Origin of the sequence: Pseudomonas fluorescens (assembly GCF_900215245.1) — a bacterium.
Classification (GTDB): domain Bacteria; phylum Pseudomonadota; class Gammaproteobacteria; order Pseudomonadales; family Pseudomonadaceae; genus Aquipseudomonas; species Aquipseudomonas fluorescens.
The window spans coordinates 1450515-1469484 of record NZ_LT907842.1 but is presented as its reverse complement, the minus strand read 5'-3'; the positions used below and the strand labels follow the sequence as shown (position 1 = coordinate 1469484).

Genomic DNA, 18970 nt, shown 5'->3' with positions numbered 1-18970 from the left:
TAACGGGCGTATTGCGCTCGCTGGGAATAGCAGCCGGAGTCTGAAATCCAATGCAAAATCAGCAAATCCGTATCAGGTTGAAGGCTTTTGACCATCGCCTGATCGACCAATCCACCCAGGAAATCGTGGAAACCGCGAAACGTACTGGTGCACAAGTGCGTGGTCCAATTCCACTGCCTACCCGTAAAGAGCGGTTCACCGTTCTGGTCTCCCCGCACGTCAACAAAGACGCGCGTGACCAGTACGAGATCCGTACTCATAAGCGCGTACTGGACATCGTCCAGCCAACGGATAAAACCGTTGATGCACTTATGAAGCTTGATCTGGCGGCCGGTGTGGAAGTACAGATCAGCCTCGGCTAAGACTTGGGTCTTAGTCGTGTAACGCTCTGAAATGGGCGGCCATAGCGGGTGAAAGCCCCGTACACTCATGAGGTTTACAACATGACTATTGGTGTAGTCGGTCGTAAATGCGGTATGACCCGTATTTTCACCGAAGAAGGTGTCTCCATTCCGGTCACGGTCATTGAGATCGAACCGAATCGCGTCACCCAGTTCAAAACTGAAGAGACCGATGGCTATCGTGCAGTGCAAGTCACTGTCGGCGAGCGTCGTGCTTCGCGCGTGACTGCTGCTCAAGCAGGTCACTTCGCTAAAGCAAACGTTGCAGCTGGTCGCACTGTTATGGAGTTCCGTCTTGAAGATGGCGACTACCAGGCTGGCGATCTGATCAACGCTGAAATCTTCGCTGCTGGTCAACTGGTTGATGTAACCGGTCAGTCCAAAGGTAAAGGCTTCCAGGGTACGATCAAGCGTTGGAATTTCCGTGGCCAAGACAACACTCACGGTAACTCCGTTTCCCACCGCGTCCCGGGCTCTATTGGCCAGTGCCAGACTCCTGGTCGTGTATTCAAGGGCAAAAAAATGTCCGGTCATATGGGCGCTGAGCGCGTGACCGTGCAGTCCCTCGAAGTAGTGCGCGTCGACGCTGAACGCAATCTGTTGTTGGTCAAGGGTGCTGTTCCTGGCGCTACTGGCGGCAACCTGGTTGTACGTCCAGCGGCCAAGGCTCGCGGTTAAGGGGAAGCTGACATGCAATTAAATGTAAATGACGCTCAAGCGATCGAAGTTTCCGAACTGACGTTTGGCGGCGAGTTCAACGAGACGCTGGTTCACCAAGCAGTCGTGGCCTACATGGCCGGCGGCCGTCAAGGTAGCAAGCAGCAAAAGACCCGTTCCGACGTACGTGGTGGCGGTAAGCGCCCTTGGCGTCAGAAAGGTACTGGCCGTGCTCGTGCCGGTACTATCCGTAGCCCAATCTGGCGTGGCGGCGGTACCACTTTCGCAGCTCGTCCACAGGATCACACTCAGAAGCTCAACAAGAAGATGTATCGCGCAGCACTGCGCTCCATCCTTGCTGAACTCGTGCGTACTGATCGCCTGGTCGTGGTTCAGGACTTCGCTGTTGAAAGTCCAAAAACCAAAGATCTGCTGGGCAAACTGAACAACATGAGCCTGACCGATGTTTTGATCGTGTCTGAAGCTGTTGATCAGAACCTGTACCTGGCTGCTCGCAACCTGCCACACGTTGATGTACGTGACGTGCAAGGTTCCGATCCAGTTAGTCTGATCGCATACGACAAGGTGTTGATCACCGTGTCGGCCGTGAAGAAATTCGAGGAGCTGCTGGGATGAACCAGGAACGCGTATTTAAAGTTCTGCTTGGCCCGCACGTTTCCGAAAAGGCTACGGTTCTGGCTGACAAGAAAGGCCAGTTCGTTTTCAAGGTTGCAACTGACGCAACCAAGCTGGAAATCAAGAAGGCCGTCGAAAGCCTGTTCAGCGTGAAAGTTGAGCGTGTTACTACCCTGAATGTTCTGGGTAAGAGCAAGCGCACTGCTCGCGGTCTGGGCAAGCGTAATGACTGGAAGAAGGCAGTTATCTCCCTTCAGCCAGGCCAAGATCTCGATTTCAGCAGCAGTGCTGAGTAAGGAAGGGGTGCATCATGGCAATCGTTAAATGCAAACCGACTTCCCCTGGCCGCCGTTTTGTGGTCAAGGTGGTCAACCAGGAGCTGCATAAAGGCGCTCCTCACGCACCGCTGCTCGAGAAGAAATCGAAGACTGGTGGTCGTAACAACAATGGTCGTATTACCACTCGTCACATCGGTGGTGGCCATAAGCAGCATTATCGTCTGGTCGACTTCCGTCGCAACGACAAAGATGGCATCGCTGCCACTGTCGAGCGTATCGAATACGATCCAAACCGTACTGCTCACATCGCTCTGCTGCTGTACGCAGATGGCGAGCGTCGCTACATCATCGCCCCTAAAGGCGTGAGTGCTGGTGACCAGCTGATCGCAGGTGCTCTGGCACCGATCAAGCCGGGCAACGCTCTGCAACTGCGTAACATTCCAGTTGGTAGCACCGTACACGGCATCGAATTGAAGCCAGGTAAAGGCGCGCAAATCGCTCGTTCCGCTGGTGCTTCGGCTCAGCTGATCGCTCGTGAAGGTGTCTACGTGACCCTGCGTCTGCGTTCTGGTGAGATGCGTAAAGTGCTGGCTGAATGCCGCGCGACCCTGGGTGAAGTCTCGAACTCCGAGCACAGCCTGCGTTCGCTGGGTAAAGCTGGTGCCAAACGCTGGCGTGGCGTTCGCCCAACCGTTCGTGGTGTTGCCATGAACCCGGTTGACCACCCACACGGTGGTGGTGAAGGTCGTACCTCTGGTGGTCGTCATCCGGTATCGCCATGGGGCTTCCCGACTAAGGGCGCGAAGACTCGTGGTAATAAGCGTACCGACAAAATGATCGTCCGTCGTCGCAAGTAAATAGAGGGATACGACAGTGCCACGTTCTCTGAAAAAAGGTCCTTTTATTGATCTTCACCTACTGAAGAAGATCGAAGTGGCGGCGGAAAAGAACGATCGCAAACCAGTTAAGACCTGGTCGCGCCGTTCTATGATCCTGCCACAAATGGTCGGTTTGACCATCGCAGTACACAACGGTCGTCAACACGTCCCAGTTCTCGTTAACGAAGACATGGTCGGCCACAAACTGGGCGAGTTTGCCGTTACCCGCACATATCGTGGGCACGTGGCAGACAAGAAAGCCAAGCGTTAAGGGGTTAGGAAATGGAAGTAGCCGCTAAGTTGTCGGGCGCTCGAATCTCCGCCCAGAAAGCCCGCTTGGTCGCCGACCAGATCCGCGGGAAGAAGGTGGGCGAAGCGCTCAACCTGTTGGCTTTCAGCAGTAAGAAAGCCGCCGAGATCATGAAGAAAGTGCTGGAGTCGGCCGTAGCCAACGCCGAGCATAACGAAGGCGCAGACGTTGATGACCTGAAGGTCAGCACCGTTTTCGTCAACGAAGGGCGTTCGCTGAAGCGCATCATGCCACGTGCCAAAGGCCGTGCTGATCGCATCGTCAAGCGGTCTTGCCATATCACTGTCAAGGTTGCTGACAAGTAACGGAGTCGAAGAGATGGGTCAGAAAGTACATCCCATTGGCATTCGCCTGGGAATCGTCAAGGAGCACACCTCCGTCTGGTACGCAGACGGTCGGACTTATGCGGACTATTTGTTCGCTGATCTGAAGGTGCGTGAGTATCTCCAAGACAAACTAAAAAGCGCGTCCGTAAGCCGTATCGATATCCATCGTCCGGCGCAAACTGCACGTATCACCATCCACACCGCTCGTCCAGGTATCGTTATCGGGAAGAAAGGTGAAGATGTTGAGAAACTGCGTCAGGACCTGACCAAGCAAATGGGTGTGCCTGTGCACATCAATATCGAAGAGATCCGTAAGCCGGAGCTCGACGGTATGCTGGTTGCGCAGAGCGTAGCTCAGCAGCTGGAGCGTCGCGTAATGTTCCGTCGCGCTATGAAGCGCGCCGTACAGAACGCCATGCGCATTGGTGCCAAAGGCATCAAAATCCAAGTGAGCGGTCGTCTCGGCGGTGCTGAAATCGCACGTACTGAATGGTATCGCGAAGGTCGTGTGCCACTGCACACCCTGCGTGCCGACATCGACTATGCCAACTACGAAGCTCACACCACTTACGGTGTGATCGGTGTAAAGGTTTGGATCTTCAAAGGCGAAGTAATTGGTGGTCGCCAAGAAGAACTGAAACCACAAGCACCAGCGCCTCGTAAAAAAGCTGCTAAGTAAGGGGTACGCCAAATGTTGCAACCAAAGCGTACGAAGTTCCGCAAGCAGATGACAGGCCACAACCGTGGTCTGGCTCAGCGCGGTAGCAAAGTCAGCTTCGGCGAGTTCGCGCTGAAGTCTGTAGCTCGTGGTCGTCTCACCGCTCGTCAGATCGAGTCAGCGCGTCGTGCTCTGACCCGTCACGTAAAACGTGGCGGCAAGATCTGGATCCGTGTATTCCCGGACAAGCCGATCTCCAAAAAACCTCTCGAGGTTCGGATGGGTAAAGGTAAGGGTAACGTGGAATACTGGGTAGCCCAGATTCAGCCAGGCAAAGTCCTGTATGAAATCGAGGGTGTAACTGAAGAGCTGGCGCGTGAGGCTTTTGCCCTGGCTGCTGCAAAGCTGCCGCTCGCCACCGCCTTTGTTAAACGGACGGTGATGTGATGAAAGCGAATGAACTTCGTGAAAAATCCGCACAGCAGCTGAACGAGCAACTGCTCGGCCTGCTGCGCGACCAGTTCAATCTGCGTATGCAGAAAGCAACTGGCCAGTTGGGGCAGTCTCATCTGCTCTCGCAAGTTAAGCGTGACATCGCTCGCGTGAAGACTGTGCTCAACCAGCAGGCAGGTAAGTGATCATGGCTGAAGCCGAAAAGACTGTCCGTACGCTGACTGGCCGTGTTGTCAGCGACAAGATGGACAAAACCATCACCGTACTGATCGAGCGTCGCGTTAAGCACCCGATCTACGGTAAATATGTTAAGCGTTCGACTAAGCTGCACGCGCACGACGAAACCAATCAGTGCCACATCGGCGACAAAGTCACTATTCGTGAAACTCGTCCGCTGGCCAAGACCAAGTCTTGGGCACTGGTTGATGTTCTCGAACGCGCTGTGGAAGTCTAAGGACTAGGGGTCGGAGAAATTATATGATTCAGACTCAATCCATGCTCGATGTGGCCGATAACAGCGGCGCTCGCCGTGTTATGTGCATCAAGGTGCTGGGTGGCTCCCATCGTCGTTACGCTGGTATCGGTGACATCATCAAAGTTACCGTGAAGGAAGCAATTCCTCGCGGTAAAGTGAAAAAAGGCCAAGTGATGACTGCTGTTGTAGTCCGCACTCGTCACGGCGTACGTCGTGCTGATGGCTCCATTATCCGCTTTGATGGCAACGCTGCTGTTCTTCTGAACAACAAGCAAGAGCCGATCGGCACCCGTATCTTTGGGCCAGTGACCCGTGAACTTCGTACTGAGAAGTTCATGAAGATCGTCTCGCTCGCCCCAGAAGTGCTGTAAGGAGATCCGACATGCAAAAGATTCGTCGTGACGACGAGATCATCGTGATCGCCGGCAAAGACAAAGGTAAGCGCGGTAAGGTGCTTAAGGTTCTCGCTAATAACCGTCTGGTTATCGGTGGTCTGAACCTGGTTAAGCGTCATACCAAGCCTAACCCGATGTCGGGCGTACAAGGCGGTATCGTCGAAAAAGAAGCTCCACTGGACGCTTCTAACGTCGCCATTTTCAACGGTGAAACCAACAAGGCTGACCGCGTTGGTTTCAAAGTAGAAGACGGCAAGAAAATTCGTGTCTTCAAGTCGACCCAAAAAGCGGTTGATGCTTGAACACTGCTAGGTAGAAGACCATGGCACGACTAAAAGAGATTTACTGGAAAGAAATCGCACCGAAGCTTAAGGAAGAACTTAAGCTTTCGAACGTGATGGAAGTTCCACGCGTTACCAAAATCACCCTGAACATGGGTCTGGGCGAAGCAGTCGGTGACAAAAAAGTCATCGAGCACGCTGTTGCTGACCTGGAAAAGATCACCGGTCAAAAAGTCGTTGTGACTTACGCTCGGAAATCCATCGCTGGCTTTAAAGTCCGTGAAGGTTGGCCGATCGGCGTCAAAGTGACTCTGCGCCGTGAGCGTATGTATGAATTCCTGGATCGTCTGCTGTCGATCTCCCTGCCTCGGGTTCGCGACTTCCGCGGCCTGAATGCCAAGTCCTTCGATGGTCGTGGTAACTACAGCATGGGCGTGAAAGAGCAGATCATCTTCCCGGAAATCGACTACGACAAGATCGATGCTCTCCGCGGTCTGGACATCACCCTGACCACCACTGCCAAGAACGATGATGAAGGTCGCGCCCTGTTGCGTGCTTTCAAATTCCCGTTCCGCAACTGATTGGAGTAGGACCATGGCCAAGATGAGCATGAAAAACCGCGAGCTGAAGCGTCAGCTCACGGTTGCCAAGTACGCCAAGAAGCGTGCAGCACTGAAAGCAATCATCGTTGATCTGAACGCAAGTCCAGAAGCACGTTGGGAAGCGACAGTTGCTCTGCAGAAGCAGCCACGTGACGCAAGCGCTTCGCGCATGCGTAACCGCTGCCGCCTGACCGGTCGTCCACACGGCGTTTACCGCAAGTTCGGCCTCGGCCGTAACAAACTGCGTGAAGCGGCAATGCGTGGTGACGTACCAGGTCTGGTTAAAGCCAGCTGGTAAGTACTTTCAACGTCCAGGTGGGCAGAATCGCAAGATACTGACCGCCGGTGACCTTGAATCTGGATCAAGCCCCTTTTGGGGCTTGTTTCATTTCCGGAGTATGTCTAAAATACGCGGCTCGCCTGAGCCCGTGTTTTTTATGCCCGGAGATTCTCGGCGACATATGTAGCCGCAAGGCTAATTTTTTTGTATTAGGAGCGTCTAGCCCATGAGTATGCAGGACCCGTTAGCGGACATGCTAACTCGTATCCGTAATGCCCAGATGGCTGAAAAGTCCGTCGTAAGCATGCCATCTTCCAAGTTGAAGGTAGCTGTTGCCAAAGTCCTGAAAGACGAAGGCTACATTGCGGGTTATCAGATCAGCAGCGAAACCAAGCCACTGCTGTCCATCGAGCTGAAGTACTTCGAAGGCCGTTCGGTCATCGAAGAAGTGAAGCGCGTTAGCCGTCCAGGCCTGCGTCAGTACAAGTCCGCTGAAGATCTGCCGAAAGTTCGTGGCGGTCTGGGCGTGTCTATCGTCTCCACCAACAAAGGTGTGATGACGGATCGTGCTGCGCGCGCTGCCGGTGTCGGCGGCGAAGTTCTTTGCACTGTGTTCTAAGGGGGGATAAGCATGTCTCGCGTCGCTAAGAACCCCGTTAAGCTGCCAGCCGGTGTCGAAGTAAAATTCGCAGGCCAACAGCTTTCGGTGAAGGGTGCCAAGGGCACTCTTGAACTGAACATCCATTCGTCCGTTGAGATCGTTGAAGAAGCTGGTGAGCTGCGTTTCGCTGCTCGCAATGGCGATCAACAAACTCGCGCAATGGCCGGTACCACGCGTGCGTTGGTAAACAACATGGTCCAAGGCGTAAGCCAAGGCTTCGAGCGCAAGCTCCAGCTGGTCGGTGTTGGTTACAAAGCGCAAGCAAAAGGCACGGTTTTGAACCTTGCCCTTGGCTTCTCGCACCCAGTGGATTACGAACTGCCGGAAGGCATCACCGCTGAGACCCCTAGCCAAACCGATATCCTGATCAAGGGTATTGATAAGCAGCTGGTAGGTCAGGTGGCCGCTGAGATCCGCGACTTCCGTCCACCAGAGCCGTACAAAGGCAAAGGTGTGCGCTACGCGGACGAAGTCGTCCGTCGTAAAGAAGCCAAGAAGAAGTAGGGCATAGCAAATGACCGACAAAAAAGTTACTCGACTGCGTCGCGCTCGCAAAGCACGCCTGAAAATGCACGAACTCGAAGTCGTGCGTCTCTGCGTGTACCGCTCGTCGCAGCACATCTACGCCCAGGTCATCTCGGCCGACGGCAACAAAGTCCTGGCAAGCGCCTCGACTTTGGATAAAGAACTGCGTGATGGTGCCACCGGCAACATCGACGCGGCCACAAAGGTTGGCCAGCTGGTCGCTACACGTGCTAAGGCCGTGGGCGTCTCGCAAGTGGCTTTCGACCGCTCTGGCTTCAAGTACCACGGTCGCGTGAAAGCGCTGGCTGATGCTGCTCGTGAAGCTGGGCTGGAGTTCTAAGTTATGTCAAATAACGACCAAAAGCGCGACGAAGGCTACATTGAGAAGCTGGTTCAAGTTAACCGCGTAGCCAAAACCGTTAAAGGCGGCCGTATCTTCACTTTCACCGCGTTGACCGTGGTTGGTGATGGTAAAGGGCGCGTTGGCTTCGGCCGTGGCAAGTCACGTGAAGTGCCTGCTGCGATCCAGAAGGCAATGGAAGCTGCTCGTCGCAACATGATCCAAGTTGATCTGAACGGCACCACGCTGCAGTACGCAATGAAGTCCGCCCATGGCGCTTCGAAGGTGTACATGCAGCCTGCTTCTGAAGGTACCGGTATCATCGCTGGCGGCGCTATGCGTGCTGTCCTCGAAGTTGCTGGCGTTCAGAACGTTCTGGCCAAGTGCTACGGCTCGACTAACCCGGTAAACGTGGTTCACGCCACTTTCAAAGGTTTGAAAGCTATGCAATCTCCTGAGTCCATCGCTGCGAAGCGTGGTCTGACTGTCAAGGAGATCTTCTGATCATGGCTACCGTTAAAGTAACGCTGATCAAAAGCATGACCGGCCGCATCCCTAACCACAAACTGTGTGTTAAAGGTTTGGGTCTGCGTCGCATCGGTCACACTGTAGAAGTCCAGGATACTCCCGAGAATCGCGGGATGATCAACAAGGCTTACTACATGCTGCGTGTAGAGGGTTAATCGATGAAACTCAATGATCTGAGTCCAGCGCCGGGTTCCCGTCGCGAAAAGCATCGTCCGGGCCGTGGTATCGGTAGCGGTTTGGGTAAGACTGGTGGCCGTGGCCACAAAGGTCAAACCTCCCGCTCCGGTGGCACCATCGCTCCAGGCTTTGAAGGCGGTCAACAGCCGCTGCATCGTCGCCTGCCTAAGTTCGGTTTCGTATCCCTGAAAGCCATGGACCGCGCAGAAGTGCGTCTGTCCGAGCTGGCTAAAGTGGAAGGCGACATCGTTACTGTGCAGACCCTGAAAGATGCCAACGTGATCAACGTCAACGTACAGCGTGTGAAAATCATGCTGTCCGGTGAAGTGACTCGCGCTGTCACTATCGGCAAGGGAATCGGCGCCACCAAAGGTGCGCGTTCGGCTATCGAAGCAGCTGGCGGCAAGTTCGAGGAATAAATGGCTAAGCAAGGTGCTCTCTCAGCGCTCGGCAAAGGCGGTATGTCTGAACTTTGGGCTCGTCTGCGTTTTCTGTTCCTGGCGATTATCGTCTACCGAATAGGCGCACACATCCCGGTTCCAGGTATCAACCCGGACCGACTCGCAGACCTGTTTCGACAGAATGAGGGGACCATTCTTAGCTTGTTCAACATGTTTTCCGGCGGCGCGCTGGAACGGATGAGCATCTTTGCACTGGGGATCATGCCGTACATTTCGGCATCGATCATCATGCAACTGATGACCGCCGTCAGCCCGCAGCTGGAGCAGTTGAAGAAGGAAGGTGAAGCTGGCCGTCGCAAGATTAGCCAGTACACCCGCTACGGCACTGTCGTCCTCGCCCTGGTTCAAGCTATCGGCATGTCCGTTGGTCTGGCGGGGCAGGGCGTTGCGTTCACTGGTGACTTTGGCTTCTATTTCGTCGCGGTATCCACGTTTGTGGCTGGTGCGATGTTCATGATGTGGCTGGGTGAGCAGATTACTGAGCGTGGTGTTGGTAACGGTATCTCGATGTTGATTTTCGCAGGTATCGTCGCCGGTCTTCCGAGAGCAATTGGGCAGTCTTTCGAGTCTGCACGTCAGGGTGATATCAACATCTTCGCTCTGGTTGCCATCGGTTTGCTGGCAGTAGCGATTATCGGTTTTGTGGTGTTCATTGAGCGTGGCCAGCGTCGTATTGCTGTTCACTACGCCAAGCGTCAGCAGGGCCGTAAGGTTTTTGCTGCGCAGACCAGCCACTTGCCGCTGAAAGTGAATATGGCCGGTGTTATTCCGGCAATTTTCGCGAGCAGCATTTTGCTGTTTCCGGCTTCGTTGGGTACCTGGTTTGGTCAGTCTGAAAATATGGGCTGGCTGCAGGACCTCTCTCAGTCGATCGCTCCTGGTCAGCCGTTGAATATTCTGCTGTTTAGTGCAGGGATTATTTTCTTCTGCTTCTTCTATACGGCGTTGATGTTCAATCCGAAAGACGTAGCGGAAAACCTGAAGAAGTCCGGTGCCTTTATTCCGGGCATCCGTCCAGGTGAGCAGTCTGCACGCTACATTGATGGCGTTTTGACTCGTTTGACCCTGTTCGGTGCTCTATATATGACGGCCGTGTGCTTGCTTCCCCAGTTCCTGGTGGTTGCAGCAAACGTTCCGTTCTACCTTGGCGGGACCTCGTTGCTGATCGTGGTCGTGGTTGTGATGGACTTCATGTCCCAAGTACAATCGCACCTCGTTTCGCACCAGTACGAATCCCTGATGAAGAAAGCCAACCTGAAGGGCTACGGCAGCGGCATGTTGCGCTGAGTACCCCATAAGGTTCGAGGAGTTGGTGATGAAAGTTCGTGCATCGGTGAAAAAGCTGTGCCGTAACTGCAAGATTATTCGCCGCGAAGGTGTTGTTCGAGTAATTTGCAGCGCGGAACCGCGTCACAAACAGCGCCAAGGCTGAGTGTGATCCGCTTGAAGCCCGGCAGCTAGTGCGCTGCCGGGTTGATTATTTGTTATTACAGCGATATTATCTCGCGCCCTATTTCTTGGCTTCCGGGGCGTAGGTAGCTGTCAATTGGAGTCCCACTGAATGGCCCGTATTGCAGGCGTTAACATTCCAGATAACAAGCACACTGTTATCTCGCTGACCTACATCTATGGTGTTGGTCGCACTACTGCGCAGAAAATTTGCGCAGACACTGGGGTAAACCCAGCCGCTAAGATCAAAGATCTGAGCGACGAGCAGATTGAGCTGTTGCGTGGCGAAGTGGCGAAGTTCACCACTGAAGGTGACCTGCGTCGCGAAATCAACATGAAAATCAAGCGTTTGATGGACCTCGGTTGCTACCGTGGTCTGCGTCATCGTCGTGGTCTTCCAGTACGCGGTCAGCGTACCAAGACTAACGCGCGTACCCGTAAAGGTCCGCGTAAGCCGATCCGCAAGTAATCGCCCACGCGAATCGACAGGAAAATTATCATGGCAAAACCTGCTGCTCGTCCTCGTAAAAAAGTTAAAAAGACAGTGGTTGATGGCATCGCCCACATCCATGCATCTTTTAACAACACCATCGTGACCATCACCGACCGTCAAGGTAACGCGCTGTCTTGGGCTACCTCTGGTGGTTCGGGTTTCCGCGGTTCCCGCAAGTCCACCCCGTTTGCTGCTCAAGTAGCTGCTGAACGTGCTGGTCAAGCTGCGCTGGAATACGGCCTGAAAAACCTCGACGTTAACGTCAAAGGTCCAGGTCCAGGTCGTGAGTCTGCTGTCCGTGCTTTGAACGGCTGTGGCTATAAGATCGCCAGCATCACCGACGTGACGCCAATCCCGCACAACGGGTGCCGTCCGCCGAAGAAGCGCCGCGTGTAATCCAGGAGATTGTAAAGAATGGCTCGTTACATTGGTCCAAAATGCAAACTCGCTCGTCGCGAAGGCACCGATCTCTTCTTGAAGAGCGGCGTGCGCGCGATCGAATCGAAGTGCAACATTGAAGCAGCACCTGGTATCCACGGCCAACGCCGCGGTCGCCAGTCCGATTACGGCACCCAACTGCGTGAAAAGCAGAAGGTCCGTCGTATTTACGGCGTTCTCGAGCGTCAGTTCAGCGGCTACTACAAAGAAGCTGCTGGCAAGAAAGGTGCAACCGGTGAAAACCTGCTGCAACTGCTCGAATGCCGTCTGGACAACGTTGTATACCGTATGGGCTTTGGTTCGACTCGTGCCGAATCCCGTCAGCTGGTATCGCACAAATCCGTCAGCGTAAACGGCCAAACCGTTAACGTTCCGTCGTACCAGGTTCGTGCTGGTGACGTTGTCGCGATTCGCGAGAAAGCAAAAAACCAACTTCGCATTGTCCAAGCTCTCGATCTGTGTGCCCAACGTGGCCGCGTAGAATGGGTAGAAGTAGACACTGAGAAGAAGTCGGGCGTTTTCAAGAACGTTCCTGCTCGCAGTGATCTGTCCGCCGACATCAACGAAAGCCTGATTGTCGAGCTCTACTCCAAGTAAGGGCTAGAAAATAGGTGCATCCATGCAGATTTCGGTAAATGAGTTCCTGACACCCCGCCACATTGATGTGCAGGTTGTCAGTCCAACCCGCGCCAAGATCACTCTCGAGCCTCTCGAGCGTGGTTTTGGCCACACCCTGGGCAACGCGCTGCGCCGCATCCTGTTGTCCTCAATGCCCGGCTGTGCAGTAGTCGAGGCCGAGATTGACGGTGTGCTCCACGAGTACAGCGCCATCGAAGGTGTACAGGAAGACGTAATTGAAATCCTGTTGAACCTTAAAGGTCTGGCTATCAAGCTGCACGGCCGTGACGAAGTTACGCTGACCTTGTCGAAGAAGGGTTCGGGGGTGGTTACCGCTGCCGATATTCAGCTGGATCATGATGTCGAGATCGTTAATCCCGATCACGTAATCGCTAACCTGGCGTCTAACGGCGCCCTGAACATGAAGCTCACTGTAGCTCGTGGTCGTGGTTATGAACCGGCCGACTCGCGTCAGAGCGATGAAGACGAAAGCCGCAGCATTGGTCGCTTGCAGCTTGACTCTTCGTTCAGCCCGGTTCGCCGCATCGCATACGTGGTGGAAAACGCCCGTGTCGAGCAGCGTACTAACCTGGACAAGCTGGTTATTGATCTGGAAACCAACGGTACTCTGGATCCTGAAGAGGCTATCCGCCGCGCTGCAACCATCCTGCAACAGCAGTTGGCTGCGTTCGTCGACCTCAAAGGTGACAGCGAACCAGTGGTAATCGAGCAGGAAGACGAGATCGATCCGATCCTGCTTCGCCCGGTTGACGATCTGGAACTGACTGTACGTTCGGCTAACTGCCTTAAGGCGGAAAACATTTACTACATCGGCGACCTGATTCAGCGTACCGAAGTAGAACTGTTGAAGACTCCGAACCTGGGCAAGAAATCCTTGACTGAAATCAAGGACGTTCTGGCCTCCCGCGGTCTGTCCCTCGGCATGCGCCTCGACAACTGGCCGCCTGCAAGTCTTAAGAAGGACGACAAGGCGACTGCCTGATCGTCGTAATCACCGAACGTGAGTTTGGTAAGGAATGAACCATGCGTCATCGTAAAAGTGGTCGTCACCTGAGCCGTACCAGCTCGCACCGCAAGGCCATGTTCCAAAACATGGCGGTGTCGCTGTTCGAGCACGAGCTGATCAAAACTACACTGCCGAAAGCTAAAGAACTGCGTCGCGTTGCTGAGCCGCTGATCACTTTGGCCAAGACAGACAGCCTGGCTAACCGCCGTCTGGCTTTCGACCGTACTCGTTCGAAAGCTATCGTTGGTAAGCTCTTCAACGACCTGGGCAAGCGTTACGCTACCCGTGAGGGTGGCTACCTGCGCATCCTCAAGTGCGGTTTCCGCGCTGGCGACAACGCGCCTATGGCGTACGTCGAGTTGGTTGATCGTGCTACTGCCGGCGAAGCTGTAAGCGCCGAGTAAGACGACAGTCTGCAACGAAAAACCGGGCCTAGTGCCCGGTTTTTTGTGGGCGGTAGAAAAGCCTTCTATATTCTTCAGGTCGCTACCGCGACGCTCTTACTAAACCAAAGCTATTTGCCAGGACGGTTCGTTAGTTATTTTCTATCAAAGTCCATGATTTAATGCATTTGATGGTGTCATCTTGATGGTCAATACTCCCTCCAAGCCGATTAGCCGGCAGTTCTTAGCCTGACCTGAGGAAGATTGAGCATGAGTAATATCCTTACTACCGCCAGCGGCGCACCCGTCGCGGATAACCAGAACTCCCGTACCGCCGGCCCGCGCGGTCCTTTGCTCCTTGATGATTTTCATCTGATCGAGAAGCTCGCGCATTTCAACCGTGAGAATATTCCTGAGCGCCGTGTACATGCCAAAGGTTCTGGCGCCCACGGTACGTTCACGGTTACCCGCGATATCACCCAGTACACCCGCGCCAAGCTGTTTGAAACCGTTGGCAAACAGACACCTACGTTCCTGCGTTTCTCCACCGTGGGTGGCGAGCGTGGTTCGGCGGATACCGCGCGTGATCCGCGTGGTTTCGCTTTGAAGTTCTATACCGAAGAAGGTAACTGGGACATCGTGGGCAACAACACGCCGGTGTTCTTTATTCGCGACCCGCTGAAGTTCCCGGACTTCATCCACACCCAAAAGCGTGTGCCGCAAACGAACCTGAAAAGTGCGCAGATGGTCTGGGACTTCTGGTCTCTCTCTCCCGAGGCATTGCACCAAATCACAATTTTGTTTTCGGACCGTGGCACTCCAGATGGCTATCGTCATATGCATGGCTTCGGTAGTCATACCTACAGCTTGATCAATGCCAAAGGCGAGCGCCACTGGGTCAAATGGCACTACAAAACCAAGCAAGGTATCAAGAACCTGACTCCCGAGGAGGCAACCCGCATTGCCGGCACTGACCCTGATTACGCTCAGCGTGACCTGTTTGACGCGATTCAGCGCGGTGATTTTCCGAAGTGGAGTGTCAATATCCAGATCATGACCGAAGCTCAGGCCGTTGCTCATTACGAAAACCCCTTCGATGTGACCAAAACCTGGTCGCAGCAGGAGTTTCCGTTGATCGAGGTTGGCGAGCTGGAGCTGAACCGTAATCCAGTGAATTACTTCGCTGAGGTTGAGCAGGCATGCTTTGGTCCAAGCAACATGGTCCCGGGTGTGGGGCTGTCACCAGACCGCATGCTTCAAGGCCGTGTTTTCGCTTATGCCGATGCTCACCGTTATCGTGTTGGTACCAACCACCAGCAGTTGCCGATCAATTCGCCATTGAGTCCCGTCAATACTAATCAGCGTGACGGTTCCATGTCCTTTGGTTACGGTGGTGCGGCGCCTAACTACGAGCCAAACAGCGTCGCGGGTACGCCCCAACAAGCGCCTCAGTATGCCGAGCCGCCTTTGGCATTGAATGGTGCGGCAGATCGTTATGATCAGCGTGAGGATACCGACTACTACAGCCATGCCGGTGCGCTGTACCGCTTGATGGACGATGGTCAGAAAACTCTGCTGATCAACAACATTGTCGGTGCCATGGCTGGAGTGACCAGTGATGTGGTCCAGCGGCAGCTGCAACACTTTGTAAAAGCTGATGCTGATTACGGCCAACGTATCGCAAGAGGATTGGGCGTAACCATTAACTGACTCTAAACGATAAGCAGAACCGCCCTCATTTGGGCGGTTTTTGCGTTATTTCAGCTACTTTTCACCACAAATCTTCACTTTTCTGCCGTTGATCCCGTGACCTCCGGGTCATCATGGTTCAAACTACAGACTTTCAAGCAGGGAGATGTAGGGCGATGCAAGGTCACCCCGACGTAATCGATTACCTCAACACGTTGCTGACGGGCGAACTGGCAGCTCGTGACCAATATTTCATCCATTCGCGCATGTACGAAGACTGGGGCTTTACCGAGCTCTATGAGCGTATCAACCATGAGATGGAAGAAGAGGCACAGCACGCCGACGCACTGATGCGCCGCATTCTGATGCTCGAAGGCACGCCGCGTATGCGTCCAGACGACCTGGATGTGGGCACCACAGTGCCTGACATGCTCGCCGCTGACCTTCGCCTGGAGTACAAGGTGCGTGCCGCACTCTGCAAGGGCATCGAGCTCTGCGAGCAACACAGCGACTATGTCACTCGCGAAATTTTGCGAGTCCAGTTGAACGACACCGAAGAAGATCACACTTACTGGCTGGAAAAGCAGCTGGGTCTGATCAAGCTGGTTGGCCTGGAAAATTACCTGCAATCGCAGTTCTGATTCCCGGTTACAAAAAAGCCCCTGTCACCGCAACGTGACAGGGGCTTTTTCATGCGCCCGACCAATCAGGCTTTGTCGCGCGCCAATAACGGCTTCAAGTAGTAGCCGGTATGTGACTGCGGCATCTCCGAGACCTGTTCCGGCGTACCCACCGCGATGATCTGGCCACCCTTGGAGCCGCCTTCCGGCCCGAGGTCCACCAGCCAGTCGGCGGTCTTGATCACATCAAGGTTGTGCTCGATCACCACCACTGTGTTGCCGTGGTCACGCAAGCGGTGCAGCACGTCCAGCAATTGCTGAATATCGGCAAAGTGCAAGCCCGTAGTCGGCTCATCGAGGATGTACAGCGTCTTGCCGGTATCGCGCTTGGACAGCTCGCGAGACAGCTTCACTCGCTGCGCCTCACCACCGGACAAGGTGGTCGCCGACTGCCCCAGCTTGATGTACGACAGGCCTACATCCATCAATGTCTGCAGCTTGCGCGCCAATGCAGGCACCGCGTCGAAGAACACCCGGGCTTCCTCGATGGTCATCTCCAGGGTTTCGTGGATGCTTTTGCCCTTGTACTTGATCTCCAGGGTTTCGCGGTTATAGCGCTTGCTCTTGCACACATCGCACGGCACGTAGATGTCCGGCAGAAAGTGCATCTCAACCTTGATCAGGCCATCGCCCTGGCACGCTTCGCAGCGCCCGCCCTTCACGTTGAACGAGAACCGGCCAGGCCCGTAACCGCGTGAGCGAGACTCCGGCACACCCGCAAACAGTTCGCGTATCGGCGTGAACAACCCGGTATAGGTCGCCGGGTTGGAACGCGGTGTGCGGCCAATCGGGCTTTGGTCGATATCGACCACCTTGTCCAGGTGTTCCAGGCCTTTGATGCTGTCGTGTGCAGCGGCCTCCAGCGTAGTGGCACCATTCAGGGCGGTGGCACTCAGCGGAAACAGCGTGTTGTTGATCAGCGTCGACTTGCCAGAGCCGGAAACGCCGGTCACACAGGTCAGCAGGCCGAGAGGGATTTCCAGGTCCACATTGCGCAGGTTGTTGCCGCGCGCGCCCTTGAGGTGCAACGCCATCTTTTTGTTACGCGGTGTACGCTTGGCGGGCACTTCGATCTTCACCCGGCCGGACAGGTACTTGCCGGTCAGCGAATCCGGATGAGCCATCACTTCGGCAGGTGTGCCTTCGGCGACGATGTGCCCACCGTGCACACCTGCACCCGGGCCAATGTCGACCACATAATCCGCCAGGCGAATCGCGTCTTCATCATGCTCGACCACGATCACGGTGTTACCGATATCCCGCAGGTGTTTAAGCGTTCCCAGAAGGCGGTCATTGTCGCGTTGATGCAAGCCAATCGACGGTTCATCAAGGATGTACAAAACGCCCACCAGGCCGGCACCAATCTGGCTGGCCAACCGAATCCGCTGGGCTTCACCGCCAGACAGCGTGTCGGCGCTGCGATCCAGGGACAGATAATCCAGGCCAACGTTGACCAGGAACTGCAAGCGCTCGCGGATTTCCTTGAGTATCTTGTCGGCAATTTCCCCACGACGTCCGGTCAGCTTGAGCACACCAAAGTATTCGCAGGCATCGCCAATCGGCAGGTTGGTCACCGCCGGCAAGGTCTTCTCACCGACCCACACATGGCGCGCCTCGCGACGCAGGCGTGTACCCCGGCAGTCCGGGCACGGTTGGGTACTGAGGAACTTGGCCAACTCCTCGCGCACGCTCGCCGATTCGGTTTCGCGATAGCGTCGCTCCAGGTTCGGCACGATGCCCTCGAACGGGTGCGAGCGTTTGACGATATCGCCACGGTCGTTCAGGTATTTGAAGTCGACGTTCTGCGAACCACTGCCATGCAGGATGACTTTCTGCTGTTCTGCCGGCAGTTGGTTGAATGGCACTTCCAGGCTGAACTTATAGTGGGACGCCAATGACCCGAGCATCTGGAAGTAATAGACGTTACGCCTGTCCCAGCCGCGTATGGCACCCTCCGCCAATGTCAGGTCACCATTGACCAGGCGCTTGATGTCGAAGAACTGTTTAACCCCCAGGCCATCACAGGTCGGGCAGGCGCCAGCCGGGTTGTTGAACGAAAACAGCTTGGGTTCCAGTTCGCTGATGGCGTGGCCGCAGATCGGGCAGGCGAAACGTGCGGAGAAGATGATCTCTTCACCCGGCTCGTCATCCATCGACGCGACCAGCGCAATGCCATCCGCCAGCTTCAGTGCGGTTTCGAACGATTCCGCCAAACGCTGCTGCAAGTCGGCGCGCACTTTGAAGCGATCGACCACTACATCAATCGAATGCTTCTTCTGCTTGTCGAGCTTCGGCGCTTCGTCCAGCTCATAGAGCTTGCCGTTGATGCGCGCGCGCACGAAACCCTGGGCGCGCAGTTCCTCGAAGACCGAAAGGTGTTCGCCCTTGCGCTCGCGAATGACCGGCGCCAGCAGCATCAGCTTGGCGCCCTCGGGCTGGGCCAGCACCAGGTCAACCATTTGGCTGACAGTCTGGGCTTCCAGGGGAATGTCGTGGTCCGGGCAGCGCGGAATGCCTACGCGCGCATACAGCAGACGCAGGTAGTCGTAGATTTCGGTGATGGTGCCCACGGTGGAGCGTGGGTTATGGGAAGTCGACTTCTGCTCGATGGAAATCGCCGGCGACAAACCTTCAATGGTGTCGACGTCAGGTTTTTCCATCATCGACAGGAATTGCCGGGCATACGCCGACAGCGACTCTACATAGCGACGTTGACCTTCGGCATACAGCGTGTCGAACGCCAGGGACGATTTGCCGGACCCGGACAAGCCGGTGATGACGATCAGTTTGTCCCGGGGCAGGGTCAGGTCGATGTTCTTCAGGTTGTGGGTTCTAGCCCCACGAATCAGGATCTTGTCCAAGATGGCCTCG

31 protein-coding genes are annotated in these 18970 nt (G+C 55.0%); 30 read left to right on the top strand and 1 reads right to left on the bottom strand.

Going from position 1 to position 18970, the window contains the following annotated elements; translation table 11 throughout:
* Positions 1–50: 50 nt before the first annotated feature.
* The 30 genes from rpsJ to bfr all read left to right on the top strand — a co-directional run bounded on the left by rpsJ (position 51) and on the right by bfr (position 16060).
* Positions 51–362: a 30S ribosomal protein S10 gene (gene rpsJ / locus CPH89_RS06955; protein WP_003186070.1), complete on the top strand. Its 312-nt coding sequence runs from the start codon at positions 51–53 to the stop codon at positions 360–362.
* 81 nt (positions 363–443) lie between these two features.
* Entirely contained in the window at positions 444–1079 is a 636-nt protein-coding gene (rplC, locus tag CPH89_RS06950) for a 50S ribosomal protein L3 (protein WP_003194649.1), read from the top strand.
* A gap of 12 nt (positions 1080–1091) precedes the next feature.
* A complete protein-coding gene (gene rplD, locus CPH89_RS06945; protein WP_017135963.1) occupies positions 1092–1694 on the top strand; it encodes a 50S ribosomal protein L4 in 603 nt (200 codons plus the stop codon).
* Positions 1691–1990 (top strand): 50S ribosomal protein L23, encoded by a 300-nt coding sequence (gene rplW / locus CPH89_RS06940; RefSeq protein WP_002555488.1) that lies wholly within the window; start codon positions 1691–1693, stop codon positions 1988–1990. Before rplD ends, rplW begins: the two co-directional genes overlap by 4 nt.
* A gap of 14 nt (positions 1991–2004) precedes the next feature.
* Complete coding sequence (gene rplB / locus CPH89_RS06935) at positions 2005–2829, top strand: 50S ribosomal protein L2 (protein WP_003210080.1); 825 nt, start codon at positions 2005–2007, stop codon at positions 2827–2829.
* 16 nt (positions 2830–2845) lie between these two features.
* A complete protein-coding gene (gene rpsS / locus CPH89_RS06930; RefSeq protein WP_053258273.1) occupies positions 2846–3121 on the top strand; it encodes a 30S ribosomal protein S19 in 276 nt (91 codons plus the stop codon).
* Positions 3122–3132: 11 nt separating this feature from the next.
* Positions 3133–3465, top strand: a complete 333-nt coding sequence (gene rplV / locus CPH89_RS06925; RefSeq protein WP_003103908.1) for a 50S ribosomal protein L22 — start codon at positions 3133–3135, stop codon at positions 3463–3465.
* A gap of 13 nt (positions 3466–3478) precedes the next feature.
* Positions 3479–4165 carry a 30S ribosomal protein S3 gene (rpsC, locus tag CPH89_RS06920; protein WP_003176422.1) on the top strand — a complete coding sequence of 229 codons (687 nt, stop codon included), beginning with the start codon at positions 3479–3481 and terminating at the stop codon, positions 4163–4165.
* 12 nt (positions 4166–4177) lie between these two features.
* Positions 4178–4591, top strand: a complete 414-nt coding sequence (gene rplP, locus CPH89_RS06915; RefSeq protein ID WP_003232424.1) for a 50S ribosomal protein L16 — start codon at positions 4178–4180, stop codon at positions 4589–4591.
* Positions 4591–4782: a 50S ribosomal protein L29 gene (rpmC, locus tag CPH89_RS06910; RefSeq protein WP_002555481.1), complete on the top strand. Its 192-nt coding sequence runs from the start codon at positions 4591–4593 to the stop codon at positions 4780–4782. The genes rplP and rpmC overlap by 1 nt, the downstream gene beginning before the upstream one ends.
* 2 nt (positions 4783–4784) lie before the next feature.
* Entirely contained in the window at positions 4785–5051 is a 267-nt protein-coding gene (gene rpsQ, locus CPH89_RS06905) for a 30S ribosomal protein S17 (RefSeq protein WP_003176419.1), read from the top strand.
* 23 nt (positions 5052–5074) lie between these two features.
* The gene (gene rplN, locus CPH89_RS06900) at positions 5075–5443 is read left to right on the top strand and encodes a 50S ribosomal protein L14 (RefSeq protein WP_002555479.1); all 369 of its coding nucleotides are present in this window, start codon (positions 5075–5077) and stop codon (positions 5441–5443) included.
* An 11-nt stretch (positions 5444–5454) separates the two neighbouring features.
* Complete coding sequence (gene rplX, locus CPH89_RS06895) at positions 5455–5769, top strand: 50S ribosomal protein L24 (RefSeq protein WP_003176416.1); 315 nt, start codon at positions 5455–5457, stop codon at positions 5767–5769.
* 20 nt (positions 5770–5789) lie between these two features.
* On the top strand, positions 5790–6329 hold the full coding sequence (gene rplE / locus CPH89_RS06890) for a 50S ribosomal protein L5 (RefSeq protein ID WP_003176415.1): 540 nt from the start codon (positions 5790–5792) through the stop codon (positions 6327–6329).
* Between the two features lie 13 nt (positions 6330–6342).
* Positions 6343–6648 carry a 30S ribosomal protein S14 gene (gene rpsN, locus CPH89_RS06885; protein ID WP_003176414.1) on the top strand — a complete coding sequence of 102 codons (306 nt, stop codon included), beginning with the start codon at positions 6343–6345 and terminating at the stop codon, positions 6646–6648.
* A 208-nt stretch (positions 6649–6856) separates the two neighbouring features.
* Positions 6857–7249 carry a 30S ribosomal protein S8 gene (gene rpsH / locus CPH89_RS06880; protein ID WP_010566853.1) on the top strand — a complete coding sequence of 131 codons (393 nt, stop codon included), beginning with the start codon at positions 6857–6859 and terminating at the stop codon, positions 7247–7249.
* A gap of 12 nt (positions 7250–7261) precedes the next feature.
* On the top strand, positions 7262–7795 hold the full coding sequence (gene rplF / locus CPH89_RS06875) for a 50S ribosomal protein L6 (RefSeq protein ID WP_003176412.1): 534 nt from the start codon (positions 7262–7264) through the stop codon (positions 7793–7795).
* Between the two features lie 10 nt (positions 7796–7805).
* On the top strand, positions 7806–8156 hold the full coding sequence (gene rplR / locus CPH89_RS06870; protein WP_017135964.1) for a 50S ribosomal protein L18: 351 nt from the start codon (positions 7806–7808) through the stop codon (positions 8154–8156).
* 3 nt (positions 8157–8159) lie between these two features.
* Complete coding sequence (gene rpsE / locus CPH89_RS06865) at positions 8160–8660, top strand: 30S ribosomal protein S5 (protein WP_003176409.1); 501 nt, start codon at positions 8160–8162, stop codon at positions 8658–8660.
* A gap of 2 nt (positions 8661–8662) precedes the next feature.
* Positions 8663–8839: a 50S ribosomal protein L30 gene (gene rpmD, locus CPH89_RS06860; protein WP_003176408.1), complete on the top strand. Its 177-nt coding sequence runs from the start codon at positions 8663–8665 to the stop codon at positions 8837–8839.
* 3 nt (positions 8840–8842) lie between these two features.
* Positions 8843–9280 carry a 50S ribosomal protein L15 gene (gene rplO, locus CPH89_RS06855; RefSeq protein ID WP_003176407.1) on the top strand — a complete coding sequence of 146 codons (438 nt, stop codon included), beginning with the start codon at positions 8843–8845 and terminating at the stop codon, positions 9278–9280.
* Complete coding sequence (gene secY / locus CPH89_RS06850) at positions 9281–10609, top strand: preprotein translocase subunit SecY (protein ID WP_016969470.1); 1329 nt, start codon at positions 9281–9283, stop codon at positions 10607–10609.
* A 28-nt stretch (positions 10610–10637) separates the two neighbouring features.
* Positions 10638–10754: a 50S ribosomal protein L36 gene (gene rpmJ, locus CPH89_RS06845; protein WP_002555468.1), complete on the top strand. Its 117-nt coding sequence runs from the start codon at positions 10638–10640 to the stop codon at positions 10752–10754.
* A 129-nt stretch (positions 10755–10883) separates the two neighbouring features.
* Positions 10884–11240 (top strand): 30S ribosomal protein S13, encoded by a 357-nt coding sequence (gene rpsM, locus CPH89_RS06840; protein WP_003210063.1) that lies wholly within the window; start codon positions 10884–10886, stop codon positions 11238–11240.
* A gap of 30 nt (positions 11241–11270) precedes the next feature.
* Complete coding sequence (rpsK, locus tag CPH89_RS06835; protein ID WP_002555466.1) at positions 11271–11660, top strand: 30S ribosomal protein S11; 390 nt, start codon at positions 11271–11273, stop codon at positions 11658–11660.
* Positions 11661–11678: 18 nt separating this feature from the next.
* Positions 11679–12299 carry a 30S ribosomal protein S4 gene (rpsD, locus tag CPH89_RS06830; RefSeq protein ID WP_003210056.1) on the top strand — a complete coding sequence of 207 codons (621 nt, stop codon included), beginning with the start codon at positions 11679–11681 and terminating at the stop codon, positions 12297–12299.
* A gap of 22 nt (positions 12300–12321) precedes the next feature.
* On the top strand, positions 12322–13323 hold the full coding sequence (locus tag CPH89_RS06825; protein WP_003176403.1) for a DNA-directed RNA polymerase subunit alpha: 1002 nt from the start codon (positions 12322–12324) through the stop codon (positions 13321–13323).
* A 41-nt stretch (positions 13324–13364) separates the two neighbouring features.
* Positions 13365–13751, top strand: a complete 387-nt coding sequence (rplQ, locus tag CPH89_RS06820) for a 50S ribosomal protein L17 (RefSeq protein WP_003176402.1) — start codon at positions 13365–13367, stop codon at positions 13749–13751.
* Between the two features lie 249 nt (positions 13752–14000).
* The gene (locus CPH89_RS06815; RefSeq protein WP_211264821.1) at positions 14001–15440 is read left to right on the top strand and encodes a catalase; all 1440 of its coding nucleotides are present in this window, start codon (positions 14001–14003) and stop codon (positions 15438–15440) included.
* Positions 15441–15595: 155 nt separating this feature from the next.
* On the top strand, positions 15596–16060 hold the full coding sequence (gene bfr / locus CPH89_RS06810; protein ID WP_053258271.1) for a bacterioferritin: 465 nt from the start codon (positions 15596–15598) through the stop codon (positions 16058–16060).
* Between the two features lie 65 nt (positions 16061–16125).
* Here bfr and uvrA read toward each other — a convergent pair whose 3' ends face one another.
* On the bottom strand, positions 16126–18960 hold the full coding sequence (gene uvrA, locus CPH89_RS06805) for an excinuclease ABC subunit UvrA (RefSeq protein WP_053258270.1): 2835 nt from the start codon (positions 18958–18960) through the stop codon (positions 16126–16128).
* Between the last annotated feature and the right edge of the window lie 10 nt (positions 18961–18970).